The organism is Methylobacterium amylolyticum (assembly GCF_030700245.1).
Lineage (GTDB): Bacteria > Pseudomonadota > Alphaproteobacteria > Rhizobiales > Beijerinckiaceae > Methylobacterium.
Map to the genome: position 1 here is coordinate 1 of NZ_JAUYZI010000115.1, position 5,144 is coordinate 5,144.

Genomic DNA, 5,144 nt, shown 5'->3' on the forward strand with positions numbered 1-5,144 from the left:
GGACTGGTTCGAGGCGCAGCCCGATCTCGATCCCGACACGCTGGTGTTCATCGACGAGACGGCCACCAACACGAAGATGGCCCGCCGCTATGGCCGGGCGCCGCGCGGTCATCGCTGCCGGATGGCCGTGCCGCACGGACACTACAAGACCACCACCGTCACCGCTGCGCTGCGCACCAGCGGTCCCACCGCCGTCACGCTGTTCGACGGTGCCACCAACGGCACCCGCTTCCGGGCCTACGTCACCGACACCCTGGTCCCGGTGCTCAAGCCGGGCGACACGGTGGTCCTCGACAACCTGCGCGCTCACAAGGTCGCCGGCGTGCGCGAGGCGATCGAGGCGGCTGGCGCGCGGATCCTCTACCTCCCGCCCTACTCGCCGGACTTCAACCCGATCAGGGGATGCCCCGACCGACTTGTCGGTCGGGGGCCCCCTCAGCAGGCCTTTGCCAAGCTCAAGGCTCTGCTGCGCGCCGCCGCCGCGCGTAGCATCACCGACCTACGGGCCGAGATCCGCAAGGCCTTCGCCCGCTTCACAGCGCAGGAATGCCGCAACTACCTCGCCGCAGCCGGTTACGAGGACGACTCGGCCGTCGCTACATGAACGGAAACGGCTCTAGCTCAGGCGAGCCCACGAGACACACCGTGTCTTGCCCGGATCGGTCCAGGCCTCCCGACGCGGCGCCGCTGCTCGTTCCATTGGGGCCTGCCCTAACGGAACGAGTGACCGGGATCAGTCATGGGCGACATCCTCCAATCTGCCCCGCTCGAACGTCCGCTTCCTGGAAGCGATGACGAAGCCCTGAATGACCGGGATGGGCGCAAGGCCGAACGGCTGATTTCGCGCCTGACGTTGCTTCGGCATGACGTAGGCTGGCCGAGGGCCGCCCGGTCGGTTTCGAGCGGTTGATGCGCTGAAGCAGACACAGCGACGCACCATGCCGGCGTCCGACCCGCGATGATCGAGCGATGGGCGGGAGCCCAGTCCATCATCCCGCCGTCGGCGCTGGCCATACCGTCGCCACGCTGATCAGCGTCTGCTCCGACCTCCGGTTCGATGGTCAGTCGCTGCGACGACCGTACGGAGAGATGCCTTTGCCGAGCGCTCGAACCCACGTCCGGTCTGCCATCCGCCTCGTGATCACTTCAGTCGGCCTATCGCCGCTGAGCGCACCGCTGGCATCGGCGGTCGAGCCGTCATCGACCCCGCCGTGGCTCGCAGCGCATATTGGCGAGGGCGCCGGCCAGATCGCCCCGGTCGTCCTGGAGCGGGCACGCGCTCTACCTGCGCAGGCGGGTCGGCAACCCCTGCTACTTCGCCATGGACGCCACCCGCCCCAGCGACGGCCCGATGGGCGCGCGCTTCTACACCGTCTGTGAGGCGCAGCAGTACTTCGGCGCGGTCACGGCCGGCCACGGCAGCGGGCGCGACTTAGCCGGTCTGGCCGACTTCGCCAACGACCGGCGGTGCGCCAGGCACTTCGGCAACGCGCAGGACTCGCTGCTGACCGCCGGCGGCAGCTATGTGACAGCCGAGACCAAGACCTCATTCAAGGGCTACTACCGCACATCTTGGGGGCGCGAGGCCCCCCTGACCCGCGCCTTCGTCCAGTTCGACGGCGAGGGCGCGGCCGACAACGCGCGGGCCCGGGCGATCGGCGGGCACGCCGCCCAGGTGATGCGGGGCCTGTGCCGCCGCCCAGCTCCCGACAGTCCGCATGCGGACGCCGAAGGCTACGTGCCGGTGGGCACGCTGGTCGAGTACGCCACCGGCCGCAGCAACGGCTGCACGACCTGGTCGAGCGCGGATGCCGCCGCGATCGTCCCGCTCATGCAGGCGGCTCCCACCACGGTCTACATCTACCCCGAGGCGGACGACATAGCGGCCGTCGGGCGGGCTGGTGCCTACTGGAACGCGTCCTGCCTGCGGCAGATCCGGTCGCCGCGGTACTGGCCGCGCGAGACCCTCGAACCGCTCATCGCGCGCTACGAGGCCGCACACCCGGCGCCCCCGCCCCGGCCCCTGCCGATCTGTCAGTAGACGGACGAACCCGGATCGCCCGCCGTCGATCCATGGCCGCCGCACAGCCTGGGGACCACGACCGATGCCGAACCACATCGCGGCGACGTTGCGCGCCGCCGCCGAGCGCGTCGTCGCGTTCGTGGCAGCCTGCAACCGGGTGCGCCTGCCCGGGGCGCAGAACCCCTTCGTGGTCGGCATTCACGCGCCAATGCGGGAGGAACTGACGCTCCGGGACCTGCCTGTGACCGGGACGATCCCGGCGGGGCTCGACGGCCGCTACCTCAAAATGGGGGCCAACCCCGCCCGCCCCGCAGGGCGCGGCCACGACTGGTTCCTCGGCGACGGTATGGTGCACGGGCTGGCGATCGAGGGCGGCCGGGCCTTGTGGTACCGCAACCGCTGGATCGGCTCGCGCGCGGTGGCCAGGGCGCTCGGCCGGCCCGCTGCCCCCGGTCCGCGGCGGGGCGACGACACCGTCAACACCAACGTCGTGGACATCGGCGGCCGCGCCTTCGCCGTGGTCGAGGCCGGCAGCTACCCCGTCGCCCTGTCCGAGGACCTGGAGGCGCAGCGCTACGACCCGTTCGACGGCACGCTCACGGGCTCGTTCACCGGGCACCCGCATCGCGACCCCGCCACCGGCGAGACCCACGCCATCGCCTACGACGGGCGCGTCTGGGACAGCGTGCGCCACGTGGTCGTCTCGTCCGCAGGCCGGGTCGTGCGCGACGTGTCGATCCCGGTCGAGCACGGCCCCTGCATCCACGACTGCGCGATCACCGAACGCTACGCGATCGTGCTCGACTTGCCCGTCACCTTCTCGATGCGGGCGGTGCTGGCCGGCCACCGCTTCCCGTTCCGCTGGAACCCCGCTCACTGCGCCCGCGTCGGCCTGCTGCCCCGGGACGGCACGGGGGCCGACATCGCGTGGTGCGCGGTCGAGCCGTGCTTCGTGTTCCACGTCGCCAACGCCTATGACGACGCGGACGGGCGGGTGGTCCTCGACGTGATCGCCTACGGGACGGTGTTCGCTTCGGCCGGCGGCGGCCTCGATGCGCCGGGCCGGCTGGAGCGCTGGACCGTCGACCCCGCGGCGGGGCGGGTGGAGCGGCAGGTGATCGACCCGGCGGCGCAGGAGTTCCCCCGCCTCGACGAACGCCGGTTCGGGCGGCGCCATCGGTACGTCTACACGGTCTCGGTCCCCGAGGACGGCAACACGCAGCTCGTCGGCGCGACGCGGCTGTACAAGCACGATCTGGAGACGGGCGGACGGCGCGTGCACGCGTTCGGGTCCGACCGCGTGCCCGGTGAGTTCGTGTTCGTGCCAGCGACGCCCGAGGCCGGCGAGGACGAGGGCTGGCTCGTCGGGCTCGTCATCGACACGAGCAACGAGACGACGGACTTCGCCATCCTCGACGCGCGCGCGTTCGAGGCGCCGCCCGTAGCCACCATCCGCCTCGATCACCGGATCCCGCCGGGCTTCCACGGGAACTGGTTCCCGCGGCGCTAGCGCGATTTTCGGGTGTGTAGCGATGGCAGGCTGCCTGACCCGTCGACGGGTGGAGGAGCTTGTCGATGCCCACACCGTCGATCTGCGCGAGCGCGGCGTCGCGGCAGTGGCCGCAGACGCGTCGCCGAAGTGGGTGTACGTGGGTCAACACCCTTACGAGATCGCGGCGGCACGCCGTGAACGACCGGGATGGGTGTGCAGCGGAAGGCCGATTTCGCGCGTAATACGAGCCCGGAATGCCGGAGGCTGGCCGAAAGCTGACTGGCTGGTTTGGGAACGTACCGTGCGAAGCCGGACGTTGCAGCATTCCTGCTGTAGGCGTTTCGAAGTCGCGTTTCGCCTACGTTAAAATAGCCGACACGTTTTTCAAATCCACCTGTATCATATTCGGCAATATAGCACAGATCGTCTGCGGCGGTATGAAAACACTGCTTCTGGGCGCTATAAATATTATCGATATCTGGATAAAGCTTGAGATAATAAGTGTAAAATCTTATAAATTCCAGTCCGCGCGGCGCCTACTGTGAGACAAGATCACAGCAGAAGCTCCGAAAAATCTCTAAATTTTGCCCTCAAGGCCCATCTTGTAGTACTTGTGGACAATCTTGTCTTGGTTTTCCAAAAGCCAATCGATGGACGGCTCGTTGGTCATAGCCTTGCGGATCGCCTCGGTCATGCCCTTGCGCTGGATCTCGAACAGCGCCTTGTGATCGACCGTTTCGGCCTGGATCACGCCGGGGCTAAGCCAGACCGAGCAGATGATGCCGAGGTCGTTGGCCTTCTCTTTGGGGATGTAGCCGGCCCGCACCGCGTCGAGGACGCCGTTGGCGATGGCGAACTGCACCGTACCCATCAGGATCGAGGTGTACTTGCTCTCGGTCACGCTTACCTTGAAGACGCAGATCGTCACCGGGCGGACCATGATGTCGGTGTTGAGCAGGGCGAAGACGCGGCTGTGGCCAACCACCTGGTCGCCGGTCAGGGTGGCCAGTGCGGTGCCGACCGGCCCGTCGAGCTCACCGATGATGACCTCGGGCTCGGAGGCAGTGTTGGGCGGGCCGCCCGCCACGAGGGCCTCGCCGGCACGGAGGATGATGCGTTCACACATGTCGTTGAGTCCTCTGGGTTGTGAAGTTAGGCGAGGTCGTCCAGCGCGGTGACCAGCGGCTGCGTCCCGAAGATCGCCGCGAGTCGCAGCGCCGTCGGGTAGGCGTCGTTGGTCGACTGCGCCATGTTGACGTCGTCGTTGGGGTGGAGGCTCGCGTAGTCGCCGGGCTTCTTGCCCATCAGCCCGAGCGCGACGTTGGCGATCACCTCGTTGGCGTTCATGTTGGTGGAGGTGCCGGCCCCGCCCTGGATCGCGTCGACCACGAAGCTCCGGGCGTACTCGCCCTCTGTGGCGACCAGGGTGCAGGCGGCGTCGATCGCGTCGGCCTTCTCCGGTTCGAGGTAGCCGAGCCGCCGGTTGGCGCGGGCGGCGGCCTGCTTCACGAGCGCCAGCGCGCGGACGAATTCGGGGAAGTGGCCCACGGGCACGCCGGTGATCGGGAAGTTCGTCACCGCCCGCTTGGTGTGGATGCCCCACAGCGCGTCGGCCGGCACGTCACCGTC

Annotated in this window: 4 protein-coding genes and 2 pseudogenes; 4 read left to right on the forward strand and 2 right to left on the reverse strand. The window is 68.5% G+C overall.

The window, feature by feature from the left end; all coding sequences use genetic code 11:
- The 4 genes and pseudogenes from Q8W71_RS32375 to Q8W71_RS32390 all read left to right on the forward strand — a co-directional run.
- Nucleotides 1-604: IS630 family transposase (locus Q8W71_RS32375; protein ID WP_305529429.1), on the forward strand; the 604-nt coding region annotated here is incomplete at its 5' end.
- Between the two features lie 135 nt (nucleotides 605-739).
- Nucleotides 740-910 carry a hypothetical protein gene (locus tag Q8W71_RS32380; RefSeq protein ID WP_305529430.1) on the forward strand — a complete coding sequence of 57 codons (171 nt, stop codon included), beginning with the start codon at nucleotides 740-742 and terminating at the stop codon, nucleotides 908-910.
- A gap of 179 nt (nucleotides 911-1,089) precedes the next feature.
- Nucleotides 1,090-2,041 (forward strand): annotated as a pseudogene (locus Q8W71_RS32385) (hypothetical protein).
- A gap of 64 nt (nucleotides 2,042-2,105) precedes the next feature.
- Entirely contained in the window at nucleotides 2,106-3,533 is a 1,428-nt protein-coding gene (locus Q8W71_RS32390; RefSeq protein ID WP_305529431.1) for an 8'-apo-carotenoid 13,14-cleaving dioxygenase, read from the forward strand.
- A gap of 559 nt (nucleotides 3,534-4,092) precedes the next feature.
- On the opposite strand, the gene Q8W71_RS32395 is transcribed toward Q8W71_RS32390, so the two are convergent.
- Both Q8W71_RS32395 and Q8W71_RS32400 read right to left on the reverse strand, forming a co-directional pair.
- Nucleotides 4,093-4,641, reverse strand: coding sequence for a formaldehyde-activating enzyme (locus tag Q8W71_RS32395; protein ID WP_305529432.1), 549 nt, complete (start codon nucleotides 4,639-4,641; stop codon nucleotides 4,093-4,095).
- A 29-nt stretch (nucleotides 4,642-4,670) separates the two neighbouring features.
- Nucleotides 4,671-5,144 (reverse strand): annotated as a pseudogene (locus Q8W71_RS32400) (lyase family protein); the annotation flags it as partial.